General features: G+C 48.8%; 13 protein-coding genes. 5 read left to right on the top strand and 8 right to left on the bottom strand.

All coding sequences use genetic code 11. The features are described from left to right. Positions 1-68: 68 nt before the first annotated feature. The 4 genes from Q4Q49_RS12125 to Q4Q49_RS12110 are packed head-to-tail and all read right to left on the bottom strand — an operon-like array spanning position 69 to position 17402. The gene (locus tag Q4Q49_RS12125; RefSeq protein WP_311999456.1) at positions 69-6032 is read right to left on the bottom strand and encodes a beta-ketoacyl synthase N-terminal-like domain-containing protein; all 5964 of its coding nucleotides are present in this window, start codon (positions 6030-6032) and stop codon (positions 69-71) included. Continuing rightward, entirely contained in the window at positions 6029-8242 is a 2214-nt protein-coding gene (locus tag Q4Q49_RS12120) for a PfaB family protein (RefSeq protein ID WP_311999455.1), read from the bottom strand. The genes Q4Q49_RS12125 and Q4Q49_RS12120 overlap by 4 nt, the downstream gene beginning before the upstream one ends. Beyond that, entirely contained in the window at positions 8239-16536 is an 8298-nt protein-coding gene (locus tag Q4Q49_RS12115) for a phosphopantetheine-binding protein (RefSeq protein WP_311999454.1), read from the bottom strand. Before Q4Q49_RS12115 ends, Q4Q49_RS12120 begins: the two co-directional genes overlap by 4 nt. Next, entirely contained in the window at positions 16533-17402 is an 870-nt protein-coding gene (locus Q4Q49_RS12110) for a helix-turn-helix domain-containing protein (RefSeq protein ID WP_011846331.1), read from the bottom strand. The genes Q4Q49_RS12115 and Q4Q49_RS12110 overlap by 4 nt, the downstream gene beginning before the upstream one ends. A 651-nt stretch (positions 17403-18053) precedes the next feature. Here Q4Q49_RS12110 and Q4Q49_RS12105 point away from each other — a divergent pair. From Q4Q49_RS12105 to Q4Q49_RS12095, 3 genes are all read left to right on the top strand, one after another. Continuing rightward, positions 18054-18947, top strand: coding sequence for a 4'-phosphopantetheinyl transferase superfamily protein (locus tag Q4Q49_RS12105; RefSeq protein WP_311999453.1), 894 nt, complete (start codon positions 18054-18056; stop codon positions 18945-18947). A 192-nt stretch (positions 18948-19139) separates the two neighbouring features. Then, a complete protein-coding gene (locus tag Q4Q49_RS12100; protein ID WP_311889268.1) occupies positions 19140-19685 on the top strand; it encodes a hypothetical protein in 546 nt (181 codons plus the stop codon). A gap of 88 nt (positions 19686-19773) precedes the next feature. Beyond that, positions 19774-20514, top strand: a complete 741-nt coding sequence (locus Q4Q49_RS12095; protein ID WP_006085223.1) for a sporulation protein — start codon at positions 19774-19776, stop codon at positions 20512-20514. Between the two features lie 49 nt (positions 20515-20563). On the opposite strand, the gene Q4Q49_RS12090 is transcribed toward Q4Q49_RS12095, so the two are convergent. After that, on the bottom strand, positions 20564-22552 hold the full coding sequence (locus Q4Q49_RS12090; RefSeq protein ID WP_311999452.1) for an alkyl sulfatase dimerization domain-containing protein: 1989 nt from the start codon (positions 22550-22552) through the stop codon (positions 20564-20566). A 123-nt stretch (positions 22553-22675) separates the two neighbouring features. Between Q4Q49_RS12090 and Q4Q49_RS12085 the strand changes: the two genes are divergently transcribed. Next, positions 22676-23617, top strand: a complete 942-nt coding sequence (locus Q4Q49_RS12085) for a LysR family transcriptional regulator (RefSeq protein ID WP_071939089.1) — start codon at positions 22676-22678, stop codon at positions 23615-23617. Positions 23618-23710: 93 nt separating this feature from the next. Here the strand turns inward: Q4Q49_RS12085 and queF are convergent, their stop codons facing one another. Next, positions 23711-24568: an NADPH-dependent 7-cyano-7-deazaguanine reductase QueF gene (gene queF, locus Q4Q49_RS12080; protein ID WP_006080957.1), complete on the bottom strand. Its 858-nt coding sequence runs from the start codon at positions 24566-24568 to the stop codon at positions 23711-23713. A 59-nt stretch (positions 24569-24627) separates the two neighbouring features. Between queF and syd the strand changes: the two genes are divergently transcribed. Continuing rightward, complete coding sequence (syd, locus tag Q4Q49_RS12075; protein ID WP_311987654.1) at positions 24628-25278, top strand: SecY-interacting protein; 651 nt, start codon at positions 24628-24630, stop codon at positions 25276-25278. 154 nt (positions 25279-25432) lie between these two features. Here the strand turns inward: syd and Q4Q49_RS12070 are convergent, their stop codons facing one another. Together Q4Q49_RS12070 and Q4Q49_RS12065 are read right to left on the bottom strand one after the other, a co-directional pair. Beyond that, the gene (locus Q4Q49_RS12070; RefSeq protein ID WP_311987653.1) at positions 25433-26206 is read right to left on the bottom strand and encodes a Zn-ribbon-containing protein; all 774 of its coding nucleotides are present in this window, start codon (positions 26204-26206) and stop codon (positions 25433-25435) included. Continuing rightward, the gene (locus Q4Q49_RS12065) at positions 26206-26589 is read right to left on the bottom strand and encodes a hypothetical protein (RefSeq protein WP_311987652.1); all 384 of its coding nucleotides are present in this window, start codon (positions 26587-26589) and stop codon (positions 26206-26208) included. The genes Q4Q49_RS12070 and Q4Q49_RS12065 overlap by 1 nt, the downstream gene beginning before the upstream one ends. Positions 26590-26753: the final 164 nt, after the last annotated feature.

Below are 26753 nucleotides of genomic sequence, written 5' to 3'. Positions count from 1 at the left end.
CGCCTTAGGCACTCTGGCCAAGGCGACACATTATTTGTAATTAGCGTCTTTCTAATTGAGCAAGGTGATTAAGCTTCTTCAATACAGATGGCGATATCTTTGACTTCATAAATCCGCAGGCCATCTTTACTCAAGTTGGCATCGCCCATAATGATGCGTTTGCCATTGTCGTCTGTCACGCTGGTAATGTGAACATCCAGCGACATCTGCTTGTTTAATGGGTTAATTTGGCCGCGATACTTCCATTTGATATCCGACAATATCTGGCCAAATTTTGGATTCTTAAAGCCCGCACCAAGGTCTTGGTCAATCGCATAGGTTTGCATCAGCTCGATAATGGCTTCAACCCCTAATGAGCCTGGCATCACTGGATCTTGATGGAAATGGAATTGGAAGAACCAATCACTCGGGTCAATCGTGCGCTCGGCGTATAAATAGCCAAGGCCCGCTTTACCGCCGGCTGTTACGATTTCAGCCTTGTCGATAAAGTTAAGTTGACCGCCCGCTAAACGGTAATGTGGCTGACCTTGTGGGGCGTTAAAGCTGCGATGCTGTTTATCTAACAGATTGATTTGGCTATCGGCGGCTATACCATTTTGCACATGCCAAGGCTGAGTTGTCTTGCCGTTGTCTATGCCTAACTGGTTTTTCAGCGCATCGCCCTTGAAGTAACCAAATACCGCTTTACCTTGGTAGAATGGTTCGCCATCGCAGCTTAGCTCGAAGCTGAAATTCTGGATGATGTTGCTGCCGGCAATCACAGTCGATAACAAACGTGAGTCGTTCACTATGGTTTTGCCGCGTAAATCCACATGGCGCAGTAACTTACCGCTACCGTCTAAGTTACGGAAAAACAGCTCTTGGCCGGGGAAGCCCAAGGTGGTGCCCATATAACCTGAGATAAAGCCGTTTGGCTGCAGTGATATTTCCATCAGCACAGAATAGGGCATCACGGCGTGATGGCTGTTTTTATCGTAATACCAAGCGTTTGCGGGCACTTCGTATTCGGCGATACACGAAGAAGGCTTTTTCAGCTCGCCGCGTTTGCCGTCAATCGCAATGACGCGAGTCGTGAGCTGTAAATCACCGCAAGGCGTGCGCGGTGGAATAAGGCCGCGATAGATGCTGAAATCAGGGCCGAAGCAGTTTTCGATATCGCCAGTGGCAAATTCGAACATGTGATACGGCGTGAACGGCAGGGTATCGGGCACACGGTTGGCGTACTTTGAATCCGCTGGCGCAATCGGCGCAGGTACATGCTTTAGCGGCACTACGCCTTTGTTGGTTGGCGCAGTTAAATCTGGCAACTGCGCCATCAAAGGCGCGGCTAACGATGCGGGTGTTGTCGAAACCAGCGTCGCAGCCGAAGCAGTATTTTTAGCTACATTTGTAGTCGTATTGTTAGCTGTGCTGGCATCATTATCCGCAAGGTAGCGGGTGCATTCGGCTTCTTCTTTGATCATCACCCCAAGGTTTTGGAAATCCACCACCACTTTGCCGTTAAGCAGAATATCGATATTCGCCTTAGCATACGGGCGCGGACTCATACCTATTTCGGTGATTTCCATGCGATAGGTGAGTAGGCCAGATTGCGGCAACACTTGACCGCGACAGCGCACTTTTTGTGACGCGTTTTCGAGCGGTTGGAAACGACCGTCTTTTACATCGAGGTGCATCCCAATATGCAGCATAAAGAATTGCAGTAATTGTCCACAACCTTCAGCCATTAACGATCCCGCCATCACTTGGTCGCCCTTGAAATGACACGGGAAATACCAATGGTCGGCTTCGAGCTGCTTATGGCCTTGCACTGAACCTAAGCCCCACGCGCCGCCATGTACCTCAAGATGGCTGACTTGTTCAATCATCAGGAATTTTTCGGAGGCAAAACATAAAGAGGGCTGCAAACCATATTGGGCTTGATGCGCCGCGTGTGCGCCGCCAAAACAGCCACCGATATCGGCGCCGAGCAGTTTATGGATTTGGCTGTAATCAAATTGGTTTTGCGCGCAGTTCAGTAACGGATTAAAGCGCGGCTTATTCGGATTGTTCAAGGCGAGGTTGCGCGCTTTGATTTCGGCTTCGGTGTGAATAACGCCTTTGCCGTCGGCGAGTTCCTTGTCGGTGAAGAAGCCGGCACAGCCGCCATCCATTTTCAGGATCAGCTTGTCGCCCACGAAACATTCGTAGGAGAAGAAGAACAACAAGGTATCGCCATTGCGGGCAAAGTGATTGATGGAAATATCGTAGCGCAGAGTGTCGCCACCGCGCGGTAAGTCGCCAAGGAAGGTCAGGGTGCAATCAAGCAGGCGATAAACGCGCTCGCCCTTATTTTCAAAGTCGATACCTAAGTAGCTGATCAGCATCAAGTCGCATTGACCCGATTCAACCGCCACGGCCCACGGAATTTGACCATCGACCAAATACGGCGCGTCCACAGGAATGTCGTATTCCGTGGTCATAGTGCAAGGCTGATATTGGTTCATCTGGGCGTTTAATTTCGTTACCCGAGATACCAGCAAATAGTCTGTGGTTGGCAGGCGTACACGGCGCGAGTAGCTGTCGATAATGGCGTAATCTTGACCAAAGACGTTAGCGATATCACCTTCGGCGTACTCGACTAAATCCGCATAATCCCAAATGCAAGGCTTGCTTATCGGTGTTGGCGGCGTGTACAGAGGCACTTTTGCATGGTTTGGATAAAGCGCAGGATGTGGGAGAACCGCTGGCGCAGATGCTTGAACGATGGCTTGCTGCTCCACTGGAGTAGCTTGGCCATTGGCCGCTAACTCGCTGGCAAGCTGGGCTTTCATCAAGGCATCGGCCAGCTTCAGGCCTTGCTCACGGCTTTGTAAAAAGGCTAGATGTGCTTCACGGGCTAGTTGCTGATTACGTATAAATGCAGCGTCTTTTAGCTCTGCTTGAGCGGCGTTGTTATTGGGCGTGCTTAGGGCATTCATTGGCATGCTGCTTAATGTCTCTTTTTGTAGAGCCGTGATTGGGCTGCTTGTTGCAAAGCCACTCGTGTCTTTGCTCGCTATTTGGGCCAAATGTTTGCGTTGGCTGCGCTTTGGCAATGCAGTGATGGCTTGGGCTTTTTGCTGTATTGCATCTATGTCCGCGAGCGGCGTATCAAGGATATGCTGATAGATATCGCGGCCACCGAGTGTCACTTGTTTAATTAAGTGTTTTTGCTCTGAAAGCGTTAAGTCTTGTTCAAGCCTTTGCTGCAAACTGTGCGCTTGCGTGGCACTTTGACTGAGCAATAATTGCGAGCATTTACCTTGGCTAAACGTGGCAACGAGCGCGTGCTGCACTTGATTAGCTTGTGGCTGTGCTTGGTTTTTTAATTGCCCATGATTTTTAAGCTGAAGCAGGGCGCTCAAAATACTCGCCATGCCCGCAGCGGCAAAGTTGTGGCCAATGGTATCAGCGGCTTGGCTGCGCTCACTCACACTCGGCAGCAGGGTATTGAGTACCAACTCTGAATCGGCAAGTTGCTCAACTGCAACACTGGTTTCAATCAAGCTAATCTGGTTGCTATTCACCTTGGCTTGGGTTAACAAGTCATCGCAAATGCGCGCTGTGTTGCTGTTACCTTGTATATCACACATGGCGCCAAACACTTGGCCACTGATGTGACCATAGCTGTTGCTATTGGCATCATTAAGTAGAACATTAGTATTTGAATTTTCAGCAGTTAGCACCAGTGCGCCAGCACCTTCACCGACTTTCCAACCTGTGTCAGTGGCAGTAAATGCCACTGGCGATACGGCATTTTTGAGGATCACTTGCTCAAGGCTGCCACTTAAATCGACGGCGGCGATCACTACGGCATCTAAGGATTCTTGGGACAACAGGTTTTCGGCTACATCGATACAGCGGGCGACCGATTGCTCCGCCGCTGAAATGGTAAAGGCAGGGCCGTTAAAGTCCCAAAGGGATGCGATGCGTGACGCCATGATATTGCCAATAAAACTGGTGTATTGGTTCAGTTTGGCGGCATCGAGCACACTGTCCATGGCGATTTTTTCAAGGGCGAGATACTCAGCTTGTGTGAGGGTGATCCCTTGTTTTTTAAGGCTGTCTGCCAGTTGCGTGTGCAGATTTACGCGGCCACGGAACTGGTGTAATTCAAGCTCTGTTTCCATCGCCACTAATACAGCAACCTTGCCACCGGGCTTTAAATTCGCATCACGAATCGCTTCATCGGCCACTTTGATCAGCAGCAGTTGCTGGGAGATCAGGCGGTCGTCTTCATTGGGCGGCACTTTAAAGCGCAGAAAGTCAAAATCGAACTGGTCGATATACGCGCCCTGTGGTGCGGCTACGAGGCCAGTTCCGGTTAAACCAAAGTTGGCTAGAATATCAGGGTGTTTATCTAAGCCTTTCCAGCGTTTAGCGGGCAGCGGGATAAAGGCATGTTGCCGAGCTTGAATCGTGTTATCCAGTGCATTAATGGAGGATAAAGGCCCAAAGTGCGATGCTAAACCGATGATATTTAATGGCGTGTGCTGATAACTTACAGCGGCTGCGGCTTGTTCATTCTTTTTGTTTGTATTGGCAACATAGGATTCCAGCAGTAAATGCGCGTTACAGCCGCCAAAACCAAACACGGAAACACCGGCGTGGCGGCGGTCATTGCCGGCTTTATCGGGCCAAGCATGCAATTCTGTTGGCAGATTTTTTGCGCTAAACAAGCCCTTAGGCGAGGATATCGGCGCTGATAAGTTAATACTGGGCGGCAGTCGACCCGAGCGCATGGCAAAAATCATCTTCATGATCCCCGGCATGCCCGCGGCTGTGAGTAAATGGCCTAAGTTGGATTTTGCCGAACCGATCAGCGGCACAGCAGAGCCCGCGAGTTTGTCCTCGAAGAAGCGCTCCATCGAGGCGAGCTCGACCTTATCCCCGAGCGGCGTGCCGGTGGCATGGCATTCAATCACTTCGATATTGGCAGGCTGAGTGTTTGCCGCACTATATGCGCGCTCGAAGGCTTGCACTTGGCCCTTGCTGTTAGGGCTTAATACAAACTGGCCTTTACCGTCGTTCGACAAACCAATGCCGCTGACGACCGCATAGATGTTATCGCCATCGCGCTCGGCATCTTCTAAGCGTTTTAAAACTAAAACCCCAGCGCCTTCTCCGGCGAATAAGCCCTTGCTGTTACTATCAAAGGGCGCCGAAATACCATGATCTGGATAGGCGTGAAAAATCGAGAATCCCATGTTGATAAAGAAGGGATCTGCGCCCGATACTGCGCCCGCAAGCATCATATCGGCCTTGCCAGTTGTTAGGTAATCGCAGGCGAGTTTGAGTGCGTAAACTGAGCTAGCACAGGCGGCGTCCAGGCTTAACTGAGTGCCGCCTAAACCGAGTGCATCGCTGACCAGCTTTGAGGCTGTGTGAGCAACGGCGCCATTGGCGACGTTTAATACTTGCTCGACGTTTAACGCTTCTCCAGCGTGAGCTTGGTTAAAATCAGCCAGTTGAAAAGCGCTTTGGTTAAGTTTGTTTTGCAGCGCCTTTTCAACGGTTTGATGATACAGAGGCAAAAATAATTCATTGGAGCGGGCGGTCGGGAACGACAAGGTTCCCATCACGATACCTGTGCGCGCCAGTATGGCATCGCTTGTGGCAATCCCTGCGTCTTGGAGGGCTTTACGACTGCAATCGAGTGCCCATAAAAAGCTTTCATCTAAACCGTCAAAGGCAGACTCAGGCAGTTGATAACCCTTGGCATCAAACTGGAAGTGTTGGATGTAGCCGCCCTTATCACAGTAAAAACGGTCAGACTGACCCTGCACACCTTGGTAATCGGCGGGATTGGCATTGAGCTTTTCGCGGCTAATTTGGGTGCGCGAGTCTTTTTTATCCAGCAGGTTTTGCCAGAAGGTTTGGGGATTATCGGCGTCAGGGTATTGAGTCGCGAGACCGACAATCGCGATTTTTGACGCACTTTTTGATGCGCGGTTTGACGCAATGGTAGGCACGGTAGTTTTATCAATAGTAGGGGAATGCTGAGAACTCACTGGGGTTCTCCTTCTGGTGATACTGCTGATGATAAAGGGGCTGCGTTAGCACTTAGTGGCTGAATGAGCGGCGCGAGCGAAAGCGGCACTCTGTGGCTTATCAGCTGAGCTAAACACTTGAGTAAGCTGGTGATCGCATCGGCCCCCTTGGCATTGCAAGCAATGGCGGCTGTCGCCGCGTTCGCAGTGCTTTGGCTTGCGTGGGCGTGGCTAATTTTATCTATGAGTGTGCTGGTTTGCCTATCGGCGCCCACTTCGACAAACAGCCTTGCGCCTTGCTCAGTGGCATTGTGAATGAGCGCACTAAAGTCGAGTGGCGAACAAAAGGTATCGGCAATCGCGCGGCCAATGCTGTGGCTATCCACGGTTACTGGCGCAGTTTGCGCTGCGCTGATAAAGCGAATCGGCAGATCTTGCGCCGCCGCTTTCAGCGCCTTAGGTTTCAGTGCCTCGGGTTTTAGCGCTTGAGTATAGAAATCTTGTACTTGCCCGTGGACTAACATGGCAGGCGCGGTATGCATTGCCGTGACGCGATTGGCGGCAATGCCGCGTTTGCCTAACGTGGCAAGCAGGGCTTTACAGCTTGTTTCGCAGCCTGCAATGACGCACGTATCACCTTGGGTGATGGCTAAGTAGGCGCGAGGGAACTCTGGCAATAATGCCTTGATTTCATGGCTACCTGAGCGCACCACAAAGCTGTTCCACACTATGGCTTCATCATCCGCAAGCTGCCATGCTCGGCGCACTGCGGTTAGCTCACCAGAAATCGCATGGTTGAAAATATCGCTATTTTCGGTGGCGTTGATCATAGCATGGGGCGTTTGCCACACATTAAGGCTTGCCCACATGGCGGCTTCACCCATTGAGTAGCCCAGCGCCATTTTTGGCTGAATATTAAAAACTTGGGTGAGCAATTTAGTGAATAGGTAACTGGCGCCCACGCCGCTAATCGCTTGCTGACTTAAGCTCATGCCAGCTGCAGTTTTAACATCTGCCGCATAAATTTGCGGAGATTGCAGCATGGCGCTTAAATCGCCTTCACGTTCTAGCTGGTGATACAGCGTGGGGAAATATTCATGCAAATTATTGAACATATTGGCGTAAACCGTGCCAACGCCGGGATAAACAAAGGTCAGTCCCGCATCCCCTAGCGGCTTAGCGGTAAAACAGCTGCCTGCTGGGGTCTTAAAGGCTTGACCCTGATGACGAACCGCATCATTTTCAAGCGCCGCAAGTATGGCGTTGGCTTCAAGTTTCAGATCGTCAATCGATGCCGCCATCAAGACTAATGCCAGTGGTGCGTTGGCATCATAGCGTTCAAACCAGAATGCGAGTTGATTTGATGCAAATGACGTGTTTAGTGCGCCAATCTCTAGTGAACTAAGCAGCTGAAATAGTTTTGCTTTTAGCTCATTAATACTGTCACCACTTATCGGCACAAACAGCCGGTTTTTATCAACAAGGGCTTTGGGCGCGATAACTAGTGTGCCTTGGGTCAGCACAATACTTTGGTTTAGATGTCGAGATTCATCCGTTTGACTTGACGTTTTTGCGACAAGATTTAGACACAACACCCGCGCTTGATGTTGGTCGCTAAACCAATAGCCCGTTTGCTGATTTCTCCCTTCTTTGTCATAAAGCGGCACTAGTGTTCGCGCCGCGAGGGCGGTTACGCCTTGGCGCAGCGCAATACATGCTTCATTAAGTGTGTTGGCGACAAGTTGATGCTGAACGGCTTGTGCTGGATTGCGCTTTGCCGCCCCTAATGCCTTATTAGCAACAGCTGCCGCATTAGCAACAGCCGCATTCACGCCATTTGTTGCCTCATTGCCTGCGGCAAAGCCCGCAATAAACCCGTGGGCGTGCAGGCGCAGTTTGGCGGCTGTTAAACCATCGAGCAAATATAAAGACTGAGTCAAAGGCTGGGGCTGATTGCCATCATTGAATTTAAGTTCAACCAGCTTGCCTTGCTCAAGGGCCGTCACCGCTTGACTCAATAATGCAGTAAGCGACCTTTGCTCATGCACTATTGGTTCATGTGCTGGCGATTGGTCGGCATCTAAAGCGCAAATCTGAACGCTTTCACGTTCAGCAAAACTCCCTAATATTTGGGCTGAGTGAGAGTCAAGGTTGAGCGCATCGCCAAGCAACACTGCAATACGCAGTGGCTTGGCGTTATTTGTCGTTGCTAAAGGAGAGGCTAAGTTCACTCGACTTTTGCCTCCACGCTTTCAATGCTTTTATTAGCAATTTTATTCGCAACTTTATTGGCTAAGAATGCACCGTTAAGGTTTTTGCTGATGGTGACTTTGGCGTTGTTCATCTCGCAGCTTAAGCGGCCATCTTGATGATATAGCGTGATATTGGCTTCAAGGGCGCGGCCAGAGTGTTTTACCACCTCGAGCACTAGATGACCTGTATCGCCAAAGGCAAATGGCGCATGGGAAATAAACTCACCAATGCTTGATGGCAAACTCGCCGCGCCATATTTGAGTCTCGCCCATACCAGCATCGCCTGCAGCAACAAATCTTCCGCAAAGGCTTGTGAGCCTTTAGGGGTGAGATTGGGTGCAAAACTCCCGCAGTCCGCTAACGCAACATGGGGTAGGCTCACCTTGGCGACTAAGCTTGCATCGTCAAACTTTAGCACTGACTCAATACCTTGCAGTCTTGGGCCGTGGAACAGCGTGCCATCGCTGTAAAGGCTGCCCGCGGTTGTGATGACAGAAAGTCCCGCTAAACTTTGCGCGTCAAAAGCAGTTGCTTTGTTCAAGCTGATAGCCGTGTCATCAACCACTAAAATAGCTTGATATTGCGGACGACCTTCAAAGCTGATTAAGGCATTGAATGCTTGTGCATTATCCAAGGGCGTTAGCTCAAGTTCCAGCATGATGGGGGCTGCACTTTCTAACACTCCATTTTGTAACACGGCAGTGTCGAAAATAATGCCCTTCAGCAGCTTGTAGCTTTGCACTTTGACAGGCTGCTTGAGCACGTCAAAGGCGGCTTCACGCATCCACTGAATCGCGCACACAGTCGGCAATACGGGATTACCATTAATGCAATGATCTTCAATAAAGATCATTGCCTTAGGGTCCAGTGTGCGCTGCAGTGTTAGCGGTTGCGTTAAAGCGATTGCAGCAAGTGTTGATGCCAAAGCATGCGGATCCGACGCGTCAGTGGTCAGATCCGCTTCAGGCTTTTTTAGATTGCTACCTTGAGTTGCTGGTTCGTCACTTGGAACTGTGCCTTGCATATCAGTACCGACCAGCAATTGTGCGCCTGTGTTGCTCAGTAATTGGCTCGCAAATAACTCAGCACCCGCCTTTAACGGGATCACATAAACACCGCGATCCATAAACATCTTTTTCAGCGCAGGGTTCACCATACCGCCGTCCCACGGACCCCAATCGAAGCTCATCACTTTGGCATTTGGCAGTTGCTGCGCCAGTTGCAGTGCGGCTTTGTTGAGTATGTCGTTGGACATAGCGTAATCGCTTTGGCCGGTATTGCCGTAAAAACCCGCCGCCGAAGAGAACAGGGCGATCAGTTTCACTTTATCTAAATCCAGTGCGGCAAGCAGATTGCTAATGCCTGTGACCTTAGTGCCATATACCCGTGCTAACTCATCTAAGGTTTTGTCTTGGATGTGTTTATCGGCGAGTACGCCCGCACCATGGATGATGCCGGTAATAGGTGATAACTCGGTGATAGGCACTATCGTGCTGGCGATCGCGTCTGGATTGTTTACATCGAGGCTTAAGTACTCGGCGCTCGCGCCCATGGCGGTAAAGGCTTCTAGTGCGGCTGCAATTTCTAGGCTGCTTTGCACTGGCCATACTAAGGCATCCACTTGTTTTGGCGTGGGTTTCTCGCCCAAGCTTTGAATGTGGGCAATGGCAGCGGCTTTAAGTTCACTGTTATTTTTACCCTGCGCCCAAGCGGGAATGGCTTGTTGGCTGCTTCTGCCGGCAAGGATAAAGTGCGCCTTGCTGCGTTTTGCCAGACTCAAGGCACATTCAAAGGTCACGCCTTTTGCGCCGCCGGTCACCAGAATTTTATCAGCACTGGTCAAGTTAGCTGCGCTGTGGCGGGTATCTGCCTTGCCTGCAACTAAGGTCACGCGTGCCAGTGTTTCAGTTGCGCCAGCTTCACTCACACCGACTTCTAATAGCTTATCGGTTGCGAATAACTCAGCGATGACTGCATTGGCCAGTTGTTTGGCATCAAGTGCTGGCGCGATATCTAAGGCGCGGCAATGCACGTTCGGCCACTCGTGGCTCAAGGTTTTAGTCAGACCTGCCAATGCCGCTTGGTTTAACTCGCTGCGGGCAATTTGGCTGTGGTTAAGATAACCAAAACCACCGTCGATACGACTGACGCTGATAAAGCTGCTGCTAGTATTGGCGGTTGCTGCTGTTGTTAAAAGCGGTTGTAAGTGCTTGGCGAACAAGAATGCTTGCTCGACCGACGCTTTGGCGGCACTGGACAACACTAAACCTTTCGCATCGGCTGAGGTTTTATGTTGTGGTTGCAGATGAATAAAGCCTGCAACCTGACCTAAGGTTTTGATCTCATTAATTACTGCGCTGATGCTGGTATCGTCAATCGCCGCCAATGTGAAGCTGGCAATGTGGCTATTGAGCGGTGATGCACTGGCTACAAGGCTTTCTGGCGAGCGCACAACCGCAACCGTTAGACCTTGAGCATGCAATTTCTCGGCAAGTACGCCAGCATTGTGACCATCATCGCTAATGATAATGCAGGCATCTTTAGCAAAAACGCGTGGCAGAGCTTTTTGTGCTGATTGTTGCGCTAGCTCAGCCGCCGCTGGCAACTTTTTTAGCACCACCTCACTGTGTGGTGGTAAATCATGGGGTGGCAAATCGATAGTAGGTTCAGGCTGAACGACAGCGCTAATTGGCGCTACATTCTGGCCTAGCTTACCTTGCATATAACTAACGATTTCGCCTAAGGTGCGACACTCGGCCAGATCTTCAGGATTCAGCTCAGGTAAGCCTGGTAGCTCGTCTTGCACTGTGCCTAAGATTTCAACGCGCTTGATAGAATCGATACCTAGATCGGCTTCCATATCCATGCTGAGTTCCAGCATTTCAGTGGGATAGCCTGTTTTGTCGGCCACCACTGCCATCATAGTTTGTTGCACTAACGCAGCGCTTAAACCGCTGGCGGCAGGCGCGGCAGTTGTCACATGAGTTGCTACGATAACTGATCCCACAGCTGGCAGTTTGCTGTTCATGTAGTTAACGATTTCGCCTAAGGTGCGACACTCGGCCAAATCTTCTGGGCTGAGCTCAGGTAAACCCGGCAGCTCGTCTTGCACTGTGCCTAAGATTTCAACGCGCTTGATCGAATCAATACCTAAATCGGCTTCCATATCCATGCTCAGTTCCAGCATTTCAGTGGGATAGCCCGTCTTGTCGGCCACCACTGACATCATGGTTTGTTGGACTTTTTCAGCACTTAAGCCGTTATTTGTTGGAACTTGTGCTGGCGTTGCTTCAACGTTTGCCGCTGGTGCAACTGCTACCGCGCTAACTACTGGCAATTTGCTGTTCATGTAGTCAACGATTTCGCCTAAGGTGCGACACTCGGCCAGATCTTCAGGATTAAGCTCAGGTAAGCCCGGTAGCTCATCTTGCACTGTGCCTAAGATTTCAACGCGCTTGATAGAATCGATGCCTAGATCGGCTTCCATGTCCATGCTGAGTTCCAGCATTTCAGTGGGGTAGCCCGTCTTGTCAGCCACCACAGCCATCATGGTTTGTTGCACTAACGCAGCGCTTAAACCGCTGGCGGCAGGCGCGGCAGTTGTCACATGAGTTGCTACGATAACTGATCCCACAGCTGGCAGTTTGCTGTTCATGTAGTCAACGATTTCGCCTAAGGTGCGACATTCGGCCAGATCTTCAGGATTCAGCTCAGGTAAGCCCGGTAGCTCATCTTGCACTGTACCTAAGATTTCAACGCGCTTGATGGAATCGATACCAAGATCGGCTTCCATATCCATGCTGAGCTCCAGCATTTCAGTCGGATAGCCAGTCTTGTCAGCCACCACAGTCATCATGGTTTGTTTAACAAGTGCAGCGCTTAAACCGTTGGCGGCAGGAGCTGTTGGCGCTGTTGTAGAAACTACAACTTGGCCAGCCGCAGGCAGTTTGCTGTTCATGTAGTCAACGATTTCACCCAAGGTGCGACACTCGGCCAAATCCTCTGGGCTGAGTTCAGGTAAGCCCGGCAGTTCGTCTTGTACTGTGCCTAAAATTTCAACGCGCTTAATAGAATCGATACCTAAATCGGCTTCCATATCCATGCTGAGTTCCAGCATTTCAGTGGGATAGCCAGTCTTGTCGGCCACCACAGCCATCATGGTGCTCTCGATTTCAGAAGCATGCACTAACGCAGCGCTTAAACCGTTGGCGGCAGGAGCTGTTGGCGCTGTTGTAGAAACTACAACTTGGCCAGCCGCAGGCAGTTTGCTGTTCATGTAGTCAACGATTTCACCTAAGGTACGGCACTCGGCCAGATCTTCTGGGCTGAGTTCAGGTAAGCCCGGCAGTTCGTCTTGCACTGTGCCTAAAATTTCAACGCGCTTAATCGAATCGATACCTAGATCGGCTTCCATATCCATGCCAAGTTCCAGCATTTCAGTGGGGTAGCCTGTTTTGTCGGCAACCACAGCCATCATAGTTTGTTGAACAAGTGCAGCACTTAAGCTGCTTGTTGCTGGTGCCACAGATGTCATTTCTGGCATAACTAAAACAGGAGCTGCTGGCGCAACTTGTACTGTCGCAGCAGGCGCATGAGCAACTGGAGCGGTTTGCACAACAGATGCAACAGGTGTGTTAATTGCTGGTCTCGTCGCAACAGCCTGAGCCGCTACTGGTGCGGCATTGTGTGCCACTGTCGATGTAGCAACTGTCGATGCAGCAACAGGTGCTGGAGCCGGCGCAGTTGCTCGTGGCTGAGCAACTGCTGGAGTAAAGTTAATCGGCGCATTGTTTAACATCGCCAAGGCCGCTTGGCTGCTACTGCTTTGCAGTTGCATAAATTCGGCGTGGCTTTGCAGGGTTTGCGCTTGATGCTGGTGGAACATTTCCATCGAGCGTTGCAGGCTTTCTGGGATTGCAATGCCTTGGCTTGCCATCTTGGCTTGTTCTGTCATCAGCGTCGTGAAGGTATCGCCGTATTGCTGCGGGATAGCTAAAAACTGTTGATGTAACTGCGCCGCTTGAGATTGTGCGCTGAAAAATGCCGTTAACGCATCGCCGCTGACGTTAGGTGTGCTTGGGTTTAACTGCGCCGTCGCTTGCTGCTGATTGCTTAAGCCTTGCGCAACGCTTGGGGATGTTTGTTTCATTTCAACAGCTGCCACTTGATTCGCTTCCACTTCTATTATTTTCTCAACAATTTTTTCGACTTCTTTTTCGACAACCGTTTCAACGATGCGATCCACATATTGCACTTGGCTAGTCACGCTGCCTGTGGCGAGGGATTTGGCCATCTTAGCTTTGGTCGCAGCACTAATATGGTTAGTGGCGGTGAGTTTGATGTTCATTGCTGATGGCGCTTCACGTTCGGCAATCTCTTGTGACGTGACTGCTTGATAGGGATCAACCTCAGTTAATGCCACACCGGCTACCGCGAGTTGCACAGCAGCTAAGCGTAATTGACTGTCACTGTCGCCCTTAGGATTCGGGTTCATGCTGACAAGGCAAAGCTCATTTAAGTGTTCGCCTAAGGTATTTTCAACTAACTTTTGCAGTATGTTTTTAGGGCCAAACTCAACAAAAACCCGGGCGCCAGCGTCATACATAGCCTGCAGTTGTTCGCTAAAATGAACTGATTGCAGCATATGTTGCTTGAATTCTGCTTTAATGGCTTTGCCATCGCTTGGGTGTAATTGACCCGTTCCGTTGGCATAAAGTGCGACTGAAGGTGCGCTGAATTTAGCTTTATCAATGGCTTTGGCAAATGGCTTTTGTGCGTGTCCAACCAATGGAGTATGGAATGCGCCTGAGACAGGCAGGGCAATCGCTTTAAAGCCCAGTTTGCTAATGGCTTTAGCGGCCAGCTGAGTTTGCTCTGTGCCACCTGCGATGACTAATTGTGTCGGCGCGTTGTAGTTGGCAATTTTAACGCCATCAAACTGGGCTAAACAGCTATTGAGCGCATCGATATCATTCTTTTGCTTAAGAATGATGGCGAACATTGTCCCTAAGTCAGTTTGAGTCCCAGTGTCTGCGGCTTTACTCGCGGTATCGCTCGGCACTTGCGCCATGGCATGTCCGCGGGCGAAGGCCAGTTCGACGTAATCAACACTCGAAATCACGCCTGCCGCGCAAAGAGCTGACAATTCACCAAAGCTGTGACCCGCCACCATATCGGGGGCAAAACCCGCCTGAGTCAATAGCGAATATTGCGCCATTGAAATCGCGCCTATAGCGCTTTGGGCGAACAGGGTATTGGTTAGCGCCGCTTCTTGGGCTTTCACCGCATCGGCATCGAATGCCGGAATAGGGTAAAGGATGTTGGATAACGGTGTTTGGCCGTGGTGAGCAAATACCTTATCGCTGGCCATCACTTGTTGGCGCATTTCAGGGAAATGGCAGGCGAGTTCGCGGCCCATGTTGAGGTACTGTGAACCTTGACCGGCAAACAGGGCGGCTACTTTCTTTGATTCATTCTTAGCCACTAAGGCATGAGAGCGGTAGCTGATACCAGACGGTAATTGCCACACTTCAATTGCATTGGTTTCTAAATGTGCAATCGATTGATTTAACTGAGCTTGTAGCTGTGCGATATCCTTAGCTACAAAACCTAAACGGGCATCTGTGCTTGCCAGTGTGCGTAGTGGATATTGCTGAGCGATAGCGTTCAGGCTCGCAGCGCTGCTCTTATTCGCGTTCGTGTTCACACTTTGGCTCAGCGCAGCTTTTAACTCGCTAAGCAGCGCGGCTTTATTGGCGGCGGCAAACAATAGTGTCTGCGGCACACTGCGCTGACGATATTGCTCGTCACGGCTATGCTCAGGTTTGTATTCTTCTAATACAAGATGGAAGTTAGTGCCGCCAAAACCAAAGGAGCTTACACCTGCACGGCGCGGTGTTGCATCGGCGCGTTGGAACCATGGGCGAGTTTCGGTATTTAAATAGAATGGCGAGCTTTCGATATTCAGTTTTGGATTGGGCTTACTGACGTTAATGGTCGCAGGCAATACCTTGTGGTGCAGTGCCAGCGCAGCTTTGATAACCCCGGCAGTACCCGCAGTTGATTTAGTGTGGCCCACTTGGGATTTCACTGAACCTAACGCGATATGCTGATTTGTGTCGTTGCCTTGGGCAAATACCGATTTTAAGCCATTGAATTCAGCCACATCACCCGCGGCAGTACCTGTGCCGTGGGCTTCAATCAAACCAATGCTGTGCGGTGCAAAACCTGCATCGTCGTAAGCGCGTTCGAGTGCTTTAGCTTGGCCCTCAGGGCGCGGCGCATAAATACTCTTAAATTTACCGTCCGATGAGGCGCCAACGCCTTTGATTACGGCATAAATTCGGTCGCCATCGCGCTCGGCATCTTCAAGGCGCTTAAGCGCGACCATGCCAATACCTTCGCCGATCATCATGCCTTTAGAATCGATATCGAAGGGTTGAATGGTTTCGTTAGTGGTGAAGGCTGGCGTTTTTGAGAAGCTCATGTACATTGATGGCGAGTTGTCGGTACAGACGCCGCCGGTGATCATCATGTCGCTACGACCTTCGGTCAGTTCAGTCAACGCCATACGCATAGCGGCAAGCGAGCCCGCGCAGGCAGCATCGACTACGCAGTTCATGCCGCCAAAATCAAAACGGTTGGCGATACGGCCTGCAATCACGTTGCCTAAGGACCCTGGGAAAGAGTTTTCTTCCCAGTGGATATATTGGTCTTGGAACTTTTTGATCAGCATTTCGCTGTCTTCATCGCTCAGGCCGCTGCTTTTGAATACTTTTTTCAATACTGGATATTGCAGGCGCGAGTTCAAGCTCTGACTGATTTTTTGACCACCGCCCACGCCTAGGGTGATGCCGATACGATCGCGATCATAATCGGTGGGCAGATTGGCATCGGCGAGCACTTCTTTGGCGACAATCAGCGACAGCAGTTGCGAGGTATCTGTCAGTTCTAAAATATTGGGCGGCAGACCGAATTCCATGGGATTAAAGTCGACTTCAGGCAAAAAACCACCGCGTTTACAGTAGCTTTTATCGGCTTTGCTTTTGTCGGCATCGTAGTAATCTTCGGCGCGCCAATGGGTGTCTGGGATGTCAGTAATGGCATCGATTTTTTCGCTGATCAAATCCCAAAATTTATTTAAATAACGCGAGTTAGCGAAGATACTGGCCATGCCGACGATGGCAACGGGCATATCTTTCAAACGTTTGTTGAGTCGTTTATCTTTTTTTGACTCAGTCGCAGAATTAGGTACAGAAGGGGTATGGCTCATAAAGAGTCTCCACGGGTCGACCTGGATACGGTGACCTTGTTTTGGGATTCAGCCGCGCTTGTCTTTGGCGTGCCATGGGCACCGGGAAAACGGGCTAAGAAGGTGTGATAGTTGCGAACGAGCAACTTTCGTAAATGAAACGGCCCATGTCTGAGAACATAGGCGATATATCTATTGGTCGCTTGGGTATTGCTGTCTTGATAAATATCGAGGTAAATCCAATCACTTGCCGTATCTATGCCTAATAGCACTGAGCTTGGGGCTTGCTCAGTAAGCTGCGGCGGTATGGTGAGTGACACCACTTGCACCACAGTATCGCCGTCGGTACTTGGCAGAGCTAACGCCTTGGCCAAGGTTTCTGGATTGACCGTATAGGTTTGGATATCGCTGCCTTGCGTCACAGGCAATTGATTAAAATAGCGTTCGGGTACTTGTGGTGCTTCAAACTCATCGAGCCGCGATATGCCGTAGCGCTTTAAACAACGGGCAAGGCCGGAGCGCGACACATTGGGATTAATGTAGGTTTGGGTGACGTGGAGCAATCTATCTAAGGTGAGTCTGAGTTGGTAACGTAATCCCACCACCACGTATTCTTCCATCGGCGTGAGCGTCGTGTTGAGATGGTGGGGCGTGTTCGAACTGTTGCTGATGGACTCACGCTTACGCCACTTACGCACTGTTGCCTCGGTAATATTTAAAATCTTTGCCAGCTGGCTCACGCTCAGATCCGATTGTTGGATAAAGAGTCGCATTTCAGGCGTAGTGGTGGCGTTGCGATGCCGAGGTGTGCTGTCTTTTTGCGCCGCTGGAGTTGTGCTCTTGGGGGCATAAGACGGCGCTTTAGATTGAGAGTCGCGAGTTGCCATTAAAAATAATTATTATCCGACATAATCTATTGGGACTGAGAAGCGATTTTGGCTGAGTCAAGACTGACATTTATGACTAATGTCGTGACACTCATAGTAAAACCTGTGCTTATCATCTGTGTCACTTAATGGGGATGCAGATTACCTGAGGTTTGGGGGCGATACAATCATCTGGGACTGGAATTTATTGGCTTTCGCTGAGTAATGGTATTTTCTGTGCGTTATGTTGGGTTTTCGCTTACCCCTTGGGCTGTTTAATACTTTGATAGCGGAAGATTTATATTGGTAGCGGCGATGAAGGCAGCTTTTTTGAGTTATCGGGGTAAAATAGCCCAATATTGGCTTACGTCCCTTTAGTCCTGAATGAGACTGTGCGGCTAAACCTGCTAATTTTTGGGGAACCTTGGCGCAATTGCAGCAAAAAATTGCGCTTAGGATGGAGCTAATAGTCGTTCTAAGAATTGCTCTTATTAGAGTGCGGCTAAGAATTGAAATAGGGCTTAGTTGAAACGATTTAAGATGCATAATGAACTCAGATAATGATGAACCTAGACAATAATGAACCCAGATAAGAATATTGCTAAGTGCTCTCCAAAAAGCCAGACAATGATAACTCATCAGCCGCAAGGTTTTGTACAGCTAGGCTCTCGAATGACCGACTCTCTAACATCTAGCAAAAACGGCGTGAATGTGGATCTGTTTTTTATTCCGCTGAACGATATGTCAGCGGCGCAAACATCACTTGCCGAGTCTTGGTTAAGTGATGATGAACTCGCAAAGGTCAGGCGTTATCGCGATCCCAAGGCGCAAATAAAGGGGTTACAGGTGAGGGCGGCGCTGCGGGCCGTATTATCTCGCTATGCGGATTTATCGCCACATGAGTGGTGTTTTGAATATGGCGCTAAGGGCAAACCGAGTTTAACGGCGAAATTGCAACAGCAAACGGGGCTTGAGTTTAATTTAAGCCATAGCGGCGATTGGTTATTGATTGGTGTGGCTCAGTTTGATGGTGTTGAGTCTGGTTTATTTGGGGTCGATATTGAAAGGTCACGGCCGAAGACGGATATCTATCCAATCCTAAATCACTATTTTTCTCCCCAAGAAACTGCAGCCTTGCTCGCCCTCGCCGATGAAGCGAGTCAGCGGCAGCGTTTTTTCGATTTATGGGCGCTAAAGGAGTCCTATATTAAGGCGACAGGACTAGGTTTAGCGCAGTCGCTCAAATCCTTTGCCTTTGAGCTTAAGCCGTTTGAGCAATTGGCGGCAGAATCGCTTGAGTTATCATGCCAAGATACCGGATTGAGGCAAGCCTGCGGCGTAGCTTCAATGCTTAATGTTTATCCACATATTCCATTACAAGTCCCGCTACAAATTCCAATACACACACTGGATTTAGCAGACCCTATGCATTGGCATGCACATTTTGGTCGTTTGACCGAGGAGTATCGCTTTGCCATTAGCCTAGCGCATGCCGGTAACGCCAGTCTTCCTTTAACGCTAACCGCACAACTGAGCAGTATAGAGTGCTTACTTGCTGCTGATTAACGACGAAAGTGCGTGTTTTTTTCACGCCAGTAAACTCAGATAAACCGCTGAAGTTCGCGATCGCATTTAGCCATGGTTCTTTCTCAGTCTTATCTTGCTATCAACCCGTTTTATTCATCTTCGGTTAAACATTGCTGGGTATAGTCACGCCGATAATATTTTGAATTTGAATGGATTAAATGAGGTTTAGCAATGAAACAGATTAAGTGCATGTTACCGGCTACTATGCTGGTGATGCTATCTGGTTGTGGTTATTTTGGTGGCGATGAAAAGCAACAATTAGAGCAGGCTTGGTTAGCCCAAGATCCACAATTGCAGCAAGTGGTTGAGCAAATTCGTGCTAATGGCTTAGATGTTGTGGCCCAAAGCGCAGCGGCGGGCACAGTTTCGGCCTGCGTGGCTGAAAAACTGAGCCAAGATCCGCTTGGCAAGTTAGTGAATGTTGAGGGCTCGCTGGTGGAGTCGGCCAAGGTGGCAGAATTGCTGGGTGACTTACAGAAAGTGATGGAACAAGATATCAGTTTTGATCAGGTCGCGAGCTTGCTGCAAAAAGGCGCCGATGCGGCGGCCTATGCTAAAAGCCTCATCGAGCAACAAGGTTTAGATCAAGCCTTACAAAGCCTTAAGCAAATGGCGACTGCGAGCGAGCAATTTGCCCAACAAGACTTAGGTGCGCATTTCCAGCAATTATTACTTGAGTGCAAAACTGCAGCGCCAACGCCAGGTTCTGCGAACTAATTCTGCTTTGTTAATCTGACAACATTATCCTCAATCACTTGGAACTAGGTTGATGATAGTTAATAGGTTCACTGGATAAGGAACCCCTATGTTTAAAAAAATGCTTGCCTCTGTCGGAATTGGCGGCGCGAGTGTCGATACTTTACTGGAAGATAATCGCTTGTTGCCGGGCCAAATGTTTAACGCGACAATTGTCGTTAAAGGCGGCAATGTGGCGCAGAGAATTTCGGGACTCGACTTGGCGTTAATGACTAAAGTTAAAGTGAGTACAGATAATGGCGATTATTTTAAAAATCATAAACTTGCAACTTGGCGTTTAAGCGATTCTTTTGAGATCCAAGCTGGTGAAGTGCGCAACATTCCTTTCAGTGGTAAGTTGCATCCTGAAACGCCATTTACTCAGTTACCTGTGCGGAATAATCAGTGTCAAGTTTGGCTGCAAACAGGTGTAGATATTGATTCAGCGATTGACCCTAGCGACACCGATGTTTTGGTTGTCATGCCTACACCAGTCCTTGAACATGTGCTTAATGCTATGTTTAGTATGGGTTATGTACTTTATAAGGCCGATGTTGAGCAGGGATTCTTGAATACCCGCGCCTTTCGCTCAACCTCTGGATGTTATCAAGAATTTGAGTTTAAGCCGCGTAATCTAGGGTTAAATACGATACGTGAGATTGAAATTTCTGTGGTGTGTGAAGCCGAGCAAACCCATTTACTACTTGAATTAGACAGGGCATTTCGTGGTGATGGCTATTTGTACTTTACGTTAGCCAATAACGCTAGCGCCAGCCAAGTGTTAGAAGTGTTCAAGGCGAATATACGCTAGTTAATCTTTTTCCATAAAAACGCCCTGAATCATCAGGGCGTTGATGTCACTACTTCGCGTTCGGAAGTGGGACGATTTCAAAGTTTTCATCAAATTTTACTAAGGTCGACGCTATCTTACCGAAGGCTGCTTCATCGCCTTCTAGTTTGGCCGTGCCGTTGGCAAGTAAGTCTTTGAGGGTCACTTTGCCGAGTAAAATCCCGGTAATGTCACGCTTATCAATATAAAGATTGGTATCGGCCTCTATTGGTTTATCAACCTTAATATTGCTTAAGTTACCGTTGCTTAACTCGACGAAGAGTGTTTCTTTAGTGTCGGGGTTAATCACATTAAGCCTTAACAGTCCAAGTTCAGCGGCCTTGATACTATCGACTTTGACGGCGAGGAAGTCGAACAGAGTCGAGATATCCATTTCACCTAAAATATCTGCCGAGGCCGATTTAGGGGCGCCGGGTTGGATCCCTGTGCGTAACTCTTGGGCGCCAGTAAGATAAATGTTGCGCCAGCCTGCACCTTCCGCTTGGTAACCCAGTTGTTCATAGGTATCGGCCAGTAATTGTCTTGCCTTTTCGTTATCGGGTTCTGCCATGACCACTTTATTCAGTGCCGTTGCCACGAAACGGTATTCGCCTTGGGCATAGTCGGCCTTGGCATGTTTAACCACAGCTTTAGCACCGCCCATATACTCGACAAATTTCTTCGCTTCATCCTTAGTCGGTAGCGGGTTTAAGTTGGCTGGATTCATATCGAAATAGCCTAAATACATGTTGTACACGGCTTTGGCATTATGGCTGTAGGTACCATGGTAACCATTGGTATACCAAGTGTCGCGCACGGCTTTAGGAATGGTGGTTTGAATCGCATCGCCAATATCTTGAATACCCACGCCATTATTGGCTAGACGCAGGGTTTGATTATGCACTAGGCCATAGTTATCCCTTTGCATTCTGAGGTAAGCATTTACATCCGCATTGCCAAAGACGGGCGCTGAATGGGCCTCGAAAAGTACCTGTGCATCATCGCCAAAGCGTGTCAGCAATGCATTGATATCCTTTGACCATTTGATGGCATCACGGACTTTTGCACCGCGCAAGGTGTAAATGTTGTGCATGCCATGGTAGGTGAGTTCACCCGTCCACAGGGCTTTCATTGAGGGAATATAGGTGGCCATTTCCGAGGCGGCTTCTGTGCCTGAGGCATCCATAAACACCATGTCTATGCCATCAATGGTGAGTGTTTCCCACTTATCTTTGCCGTTTAAGGTGACATCGGGTTTAACGTAGGTCACTTCGCCTTTGGATAATCCCTTGGCGAGCGCTGCATCGACAATGCCTTGATCGTTTCGCTCTAATGTTGCGCCGTATTGATAGGCAGCGCGGCGGCTCATGGCATTACCGGCGAGGACGTTTTCGTCGACAATTTCTTTGGTAATGTTATTTGAACCATAGACTTTGACCTTAGGGTACATGTCTTTGATTGCACGGGAACCGCCAAAATGGTCCGCATGACTGTGGGAATAAATCATCGCCACCACAGGTAAGTCATTACCCTCAGGCAAGTTTTTTAGCGCAAACTCCAATGATAACTTTGCCGCTTCTTTGGTGAGCAGCACGTCATAAAGGATCCACCCCGTTTTACCGCGGATAAGCGTTAAGTTCGACAAGTCAGTACCGCGAACTTGGTAAATCCCCTCTGTGACCTTGTATAAGCCGTTAGACACCATATTCAACTGGGCTTGGCGATAGAGTGATGGATTGACAGTGTCTGGGGTTTTGTCGCCGATAAAGCTAAATTCAGTGCGCAAAATGGCGGCTGTTGGTTCATCGAGTTCGGCGATGAGATTCTTAGAGAACTCTTCAAAGGCTTTTTTATCGGTGTAATTTAGAGTGGCTGCTGTGGCCTTGTTGACCTCAGCGGTTTGCTGGGTCGCAGGCTTTCCCTGATAGTGCAGACTGATATGTTCATGCTCGTGTTCTGCCGCTGTAGCGCTGAGGGAGAACGTTGCGATAATACTCAATGTCATCAAAGATTTTTGCATAATTTTACCTACAGATAGGAGGGATAGTGTCGTTGATGGTTTGAGTATAGACAGCTTGTGTATTTAGATAACTCGCGTTAGCTTGGGTTGTAATATTCATATTGTGAATGAGTAGTTTCCCTTATGCCGACACAAAAGCCATTAGATTTAAACTTATTGCGGGTGTTTATGGTGGTTTACCGTACTCGTTCATTCACGCAAGCGGCTGAAGAGTTGGACTTAACTCAGTCTTCAGTCAGTAACGCGATCAGTCGATTCAGGGTATGGGTCGGGGAGTCACTGTTCAATCGGGTTGGGAGGGGAATTGAACCGACGGCAGTGGCGCGGGAAATGTACCGTAAGTTTGAGCAGCCAATGGCAGATATCGAAACTGTATTGCTGGGGTTTGAGCATTTTGATCCAAAGTGCAGTCAGCGACGCTTCTATGTGTATGCCAATGAGTCGGTTATCGAAGCGCTGCAAACCGGTGTGCAGGCTTTATTACAGGATGCGGATATTGAAGTGATTTTTCGGGAATCACCGCCACAGGAAGCTGATTTATATCGCGATATCTTGCTTGAGCGAGTCGCTGTGGCGATAGACATTAAACCCGCGCAGCAAAGTTTGCTCTCGAGCAAATTACTCTTCACCGAAACCTTAGTGTGTATCGTCAGTCGGCAGCATCCTCGGATTCAAGGCGCCATTACCCATGAGCAGTATTTTGAGGAGAAACACGTCTTTTTGAATATGCGGCGTTTTAATCTTACTGCGGGGGATTTGTTTACCGAAGGCGTCTTGCCTAGACGCAAGATGTATAGTGAGCAGTCATCTTTATTGAGTATGTTTGCTACCGTAGGCAAAAGTGAGGCTATCGGCATAGCGCCTTTGCGATACGCCAGTCAGTACGCCGAGTTGTTCGGCATCCAGATTTTACCTATGCCACTGAAAACAAGACCCATTGATTTGTATATGGTGTGGAGCAGTAAATACACCCAAAACCCGAGCCATCAATGGCTACGAAGCTTATTGCTCGATGCCAGTGCGAGCACGGTAAATGAAAAAGCTCTGAATCTTGCTAGCAACTAGGCTAGCGATTCAGAGCTTAGTTTCGGTATGTAACCTTGGTTTTTGCTCAGTTCTAAACCTTAGTTCGTAATCTGATACTCGAACGAACGTTAATTACTGCCTTGCGAGTCTGTGGCTTTCGCCAGGTTGCTCGAAGTCACTGCGATACGGGTTGATATCTAAACCGCCGCGGCGCGTATAGCGGGCGTAAACGGTCAATTTAGTGCAATGACAGAAACGCTTCAAATCGACAAAAATTCGCTCGACACATTGCTCGTGGAACTCGTTATGTTGGCGGAAAGAAATCAAATAGCGCAGCAGTTTCTCGCGATCGATTTTAGGCCCTTGATAACGGATCATTACGCTGCCCCAGTCGGGTTGCGAAGTGATCAAACAGTTGGATTTCAGCAGGTTTGAATTAAGCGTTTCCGCAACTGTTTGCTTATCGTCCGTGCTGTTTTCCAAGTAATCAGGATTAAAACTATAATCGCTGACTTCAATATCGAGATCGTCAATACACGTGCCTGGTAACTCGATAATACGCTGAATGCCAAAGCTTTTTGGTTCGATGATTTTAACGCTAATATCACCTTGAGCACATTGACTTAAGTCTGCGACTAAGGTCTTTTGCAGTGAATCTATACTATCGAACTTGGTTTGATTAAAGCTATTGAGATACAGTTTGAACGATTTCGACTCAATCAGGTTCAGGCTTTCATAGCTTAAATGAAATTCAGCTATGGCCACCATAGGCTTACCTTTAGCATTTAACCAAGACAGCTCATAACCCGTCCAGATATCGGCACCATGAAACGGTAACGTCCCAGTTAGTGCAATAGCATTACGGTTTAGTGAGCGTGGAACCCCTTGCAGCAGCGACGCATCATACTCGGCTTGATAGTCTGTGGCTTTACCTAAAGTCAGGCCAACAAGCGCTTGCGCATCACTATAGGGATCGTGATTCTGTGTCATCAATACTGTTTCCATGTCAAAATAGGCGCACATTATACCTGAAATTGGATTGTGCTTAAGTGTCTTGTCTGCCCGCACTCGATAAATTTTTGCAAAACTACCATCAAGCTTACCTAACGAGTTTAGGTGAACTACCGCGTTATTACCCACAGGGTGAGGCTTCTGTGTGTATTCAAGGCGAATTTCATGCTGATCTTGATCAAGCCGTTTCTTGGCAGCCGGTTAAACGCGAAGTCGAAGGCAGTTTTGCCAATGTTGAGCATGCGCTTGAGTTGACTTTATGGCCAGAAATCAATCATTTTTACGGTCAGTATTATTCTGCACCTTTATTATTCGACTCAGAATGGGGCACGGGTGAGTTACTGCAAGTGTGGAATGAGGATGATTTTACCTGCCTGCAGCAAAACCTGATTGGTCATCTAATGATGAAGAAAAAGCTCAAGCAGCCACCGACGTGGTTTATCGGTTTGTTAGATGAGGGTGATAAAATGCTCACCATCAACAACAGTGATGGCAGCGTGTGGGTAGAGCTTCCAGGTGAGATCCCCACTCAGCAATTGTCGCCAAGTTTAGCGGAGTTTATTGGGGCGTTATCACCACGGATAGCACCGCCCGTTAAACATGAAGAACTGCCTATGCCCGCATTAGAACATCCGGGGATTTTTGCCAGCTTTAAACGTATGTGGCAAAACCTCTTTGGTAAACGTTAGTTGGCGTGAGCTTGACGCTATCTTGCTGCGAGTTCTCTGCCTTCAATCATGTTTAGCCAGAGTGTGGACGCTAAACCACACTGAGTTTGAGTGTGAACGCTCAACCTAAGCGTGGTTTATCTTAGGTTGAGGTTTTTGGCGAGATAAGATGATGTTACTGATGATCCCAAGACAGATTCGATACTATGCGGCAAGGCTCGCAGCGAAAGTGGAACATATCCAATAAAGGTTTATCGAGTTTCCAATCATGACTGCCACAACGTGGGCAAGGTCGCGCTTTTTCTGAGGCCAAATCTTGGCCGCCGACGCGGTATAAGTAGTAATAGGTCGGAATTTTAGTGAGATATTCGATACGGCCGCGCAAATCCCAACCTCTGCGAAATAAATCACTGTCTGGACTCGATAATTCCTCAAGTGCGGCAAATTCTGCTTTGGTGGCCGCCGCCATTTGTAACTCGTCACAGGCTTGCCATTCGCTCTGCCAACGGATAATGCGTTTGTGATCGCCATTAAAGGTTGCTGGGAGTCGATATAAAGGAATGGGCAGTAGATTATCGCCGCTGCGCAGGGGCGAGCACATGTGCACAAAGCTGGTATACAGCAGTTGCCAGCTGGGTGTGTCAGTATTGCTGACCTCAGAATTAATGTCCTGACCGATAAACTTTTCTCGCGGCGCGAGTAGCTTAGCGTCGGTTAACTCTGCTAAGGCTTTTTTGACCCAAGGGCTGTGATATTTATGCGCTAAACTGCTTTTCTCTGGCATCAGTAAACGCACTCTAAACTCACCGTCATTAAAGGCGACCGCAAATTCTCGCCCTAAGATTTGGCCATTAGCTCGATAGGCTTCAAGGAGCTGATTAATGGCTTTTTCGGCGGCAGAGATAGTGGTGTCGGCGAAGCATTCGAAGCGCAGTTCAGTGACAAACATTAAGCGGTTTTTCCTTGGGATTCTAATAAGTTGATGCGTTGTTTTAGTTCAAGCAGTTCGTTTTTCAATTGCATGATTTCTGCTTTTTGCTGCTCAGCATGACGCTCAAAATGCGTCTGTTGTATCTGCAGACGCTCGGCAAGCAGCGCAAGCGTCAAGGTATCGTTAGTTGCTGCGGCTTCGATTGTCGGGCTGAGGGCTTGTAACTCGGCTAAACGCTCGCGATCCGCCTTAGGCATAGATTTAAATTGCTGCAAGCCTTGGATCAATATCGGTAAAGGTAGGCTGCTACCTAAACGGGTTTTAATTAAGGCAAGGCTCGGTACTTTACCGCAGGCTTCGAGCGAACGTGCAGCCGCTAATACTTGGTCAAGTGGACTCATAATTAGCAAAATTCCTTAATTTGTTGAATGATTTAAACTAATCTCAAAAGGTTTCGTAAGTTTTTTCATTTAAAAACAATGTGTTGTCATTTGGCATCTATTTTGCTTATTGTCCTGCCTAAATCGCTTTTTCAAGCAAAAATAATAATCACACAGGATGTCAC

It is taken from the genome of Shewanella sp. SP1S1-7 (assembly GCF_031932105.1).
Lineage (GTDB): Bacteria > Pseudomonadota > Gammaproteobacteria > Enterobacterales > Shewanellaceae > Shewanella > Shewanella baltica.
Note: the sequence above shows the minus strand (reverse complement) of the source record. Positions and strands in the feature narration are given on the sequence as shown.

Excerpts from the sequence above, each read along its gene's own strand:
- Q4Q49_RS12115 (WP_311999454.1), bottom strand. The coding sequence starts at position 16,536 with ATGAGCCATACCCCTTCTGTACCTAATTCTGCGACTGAGTCAAAAAAA.
- Q4Q49_RS12110 (WP_011846331.1), bottom strand. The coding sequence starts at position 17,402 with ATGGCAACTCGCGACTCTCAATCTAAAGCGCCGTCTTATGCCCCCAAG.
- Q4Q49_RS12105 (WP_311999453.1), top strand. The coding sequence starts at position 18,054 with ATGACCGACTCTCTAACATCTAGCAAAAACGGCGTGAATGTGGATCTG.
- Q4Q49_RS12100 (WP_311889268.1), top strand. The coding sequence starts at position 19,140 with ATGAAACAGATTAAGTGCATGTTACCGGCTACTATGCTGGTGATGCTA.
- Q4Q49_RS12095 (WP_006085223.1), top strand. The coding sequence starts at position 19,774 with ATGTTTAAAAAAATGCTTGCCTCTGTCGGAATTGGCGGCGCGAGTGTC.
- Q4Q49_RS12090 (WP_311999452.1), bottom strand. The coding sequence starts at position 22,552 with ATGCAAAAATCTTTGATGACATTGAGTATTATCGCAACGTTCTCCCTC.
- Q4Q49_RS12085 (WP_071939089.1), top strand. The coding sequence starts at position 22,676 with ATGCCGACACAAAAGCCATTAGATTTAAACTTATTGCGGGTGTTTATG.
- queF (WP_006080957.1), bottom strand. The coding sequence starts at position 24,568 with ATGACACAGAATCACGATCCCTATAGTGATGCGCAAGCGCTTGTTGGC.
- Q4Q49_RS12070 (WP_311987653.1), bottom strand. The coding sequence starts at position 26,206 with ATGTTTGTCACTGAACTGCGCTTCGAATGCTTCGCCGACACCACTATC.
- Q4Q49_RS12065 (WP_311987652.1), bottom strand. The coding sequence starts at position 26,589 with ATGAGTCCACTTGACCAAGTATTAGCGGCTGCACGTTCGCTCGAAGCC.